Origin of the sequence: Paraburkholderia sp. (assembly GCF_035656215.1) — a bacterium.
Taxonomy (GTDB): domain Bacteria; phylum Pseudomonadota; class Gammaproteobacteria; order Burkholderiales; family Burkholderiaceae; genus Paraburkholderia.
In genome coordinates, this window is record NZ_DASRSY010000371.1 from 1 (window position 1) to 1618 (window position 1618).

Here is a 1618-nt window from a genome sequence, read left to right on the forward strand (position 1 = left end):
TACGAGATTCACATGGGAGAAACGCAAGGTCCGGCGTTGAGTTCGCCCGCGCTGCAATTGGGTGGTGCGCATGAGGGTGGTACGCATGACGCGCATCCTGACGGCGCGATCTCGGCCGACGGGCAAATCCTCGCCACTTACGTGCACGGCGTGTTCGACACGCCCGTCGCGTGCGCCGCACTGTTGGCGTGGGCGGGGCTGAGTGACGCTGAGAAAATCGACTACCCGGCGCTGCGCGAGGCGTCGCTGGATCGTCTGGCTGACACGCTTGCCGAGCATCTCGATCTTTCGAAGCTTTTTGCTGCGATCAGATGAGGAAGTTGAGTCGGATAGCGTCGATTAAATCTCATTGGGAAATAATCAAAGCCTGAAAGGCGGTTTTTCGCCTCATATGGTTCGAATACAGTCCTGACATCGACGGCCGACGCGGGCCGTCTCTCTCGCAAAGGACTCGTCATGAACTCGAACCGCTCCGCCGATCTGGCTGCCTTGATTCTTCGTCTGGCCTTGGGCGTCCTGTATCTCGCACACAGCTTGCAGAAGATTTTTGTTTTTACGCTGGCGGGAACGGCGCAGTTTTTCGTCTCGCTCGGCTTGCCGGGCTGGCTCGGTTATGTGACGGCGTTCGTCGAATTGATCGGCGGTATCGCGCTGCTCCTCGGCGTGCAGGTCCGCTGGGTCGCGTTGGTGTTGCTGCCGTTCATGCTTGGCGCAACGTCGCAGCATCTGCATAACGGCTGGGGGTTCGCGTCGCCGCACGGCGGCTGGGAATATCCGGCTTTCTGGGCGGTGACGTTGGCCGTGCAATCGCTGCTTGGCTGCGGTGCGCTGGCGCTGCGCGGTGCGAAGGCGCCGCGTGCCGTGGCCGCCTGATACGTTTCACCCAGGCACCAAGCCGTGCCGGCACTCCGCCTCGCCGGACAGCAAAAAAGCACGCGCCGCGAGGCCACGTGCTTTTTTATCGCGTTGGGCCAGGGCCACTTCAGGCAAGTCGGTCCCTTCGCCGCGCCCCCGCGCCCCCCGCGTCAGTCAGTCAGTCAATACAGCACGATCTGCGTGCAGCGAAACAGCGCCATCGTCTTGCCGTTCGGATCGGTGACAGTGGCATCCCATACCTGCGTGCTGCGACCCAGATGCACGGCCTTGGCAACCGCGCGGATCGTGCCTTCCGTCGCCGTGCCGACAAAATTGCTTTTCAACTCGACAGTCGTGAAATTGCGCGCCGTCTCGGGCAGGTGGGCGAGGCATGCATAGCCGCAGGCCGTATCGGCGAGGCCGATCACGGTGGCGGCATGCAAAAAACCGTTCGGCGCGAGCAATTCCTCGCGCACGGTCAATTCCGCGGTCAAGGTGCCTGGTTCCAGCGACAGAACATGCACGCCCAGCAAGCCTGGCAGCTTCCCCTTCTGACGTTCATGCAGGCGCTCGATGGTGTATTCCGGGCGGAGTTTGCTCATGAGATTCGGGTCCTCGGTGGAAAAAACAGGGGTGTGGGGCAGTGAATTAGCCGTTTGGGGGCTTCGACCCCGGTGCATTTGCCGATATTATCAACGGCTGGATCGGCGGGTGAACCTGAAACCGGTACGGATCAGGACACATCGGCGCAAGTCAGAGCAAA

2 protein-coding genes and 1 pseudogene are annotated in these 1618 nt (G+C 61.4%); 2 read left to right on the forward strand and 1 reads right to left on the reverse strand.

The genetic code is table 11. From position 1 onward, the window contains the following. Together VFE81_RS21735 and VFE81_RS21740 are read left to right on the forward strand one after the other, a co-directional pair. A pseudogene (locus VFE81_RS21735) lies at window positions 1-315 on the forward strand (cobyric acid synthase CobQ); the annotation flags it as partial. A gap of 141 nt (window positions 316-456) precedes the next feature. Continuing rightward, window positions 457-873 (forward strand): DoxX family protein, encoded by a 417-nt coding sequence (locus VFE81_RS21740; RefSeq protein ID WP_325046571.1) that lies wholly within the window; start codon window positions 457-459, stop codon window positions 871-873. Window positions 874-1037: 164 nt separating this feature from the next. Here the strand turns inward: VFE81_RS21740 and VFE81_RS21745 are convergent, their stop codons facing one another. Further along, the gene (locus tag VFE81_RS21745; protein ID WP_325046572.1) at window positions 1038-1457 is read right to left on the reverse strand and encodes a PaaI family thioesterase; all 420 of its coding nucleotides are present in this window, start codon (window positions 1455-1457) and stop codon (window positions 1038-1040) included. Window positions 1458-1618 lie beyond the last annotated feature (161 nt).

Coding starts and splice junctions, on each gene's coding strand:
- VFE81_RS21740 (WP_325046571.1), top strand. CDS start 457: ATGAACTCGAACCGCTCCGCCGATCTGGCTGCCTTGATTCTTCGTCTG.
- VFE81_RS21745 (WP_325046572.1), bottom strand. CDS start 1,457: ATGAGCAAACTCCGCCCGGAATACACCATCGAGCGCCTGCATGAACGT.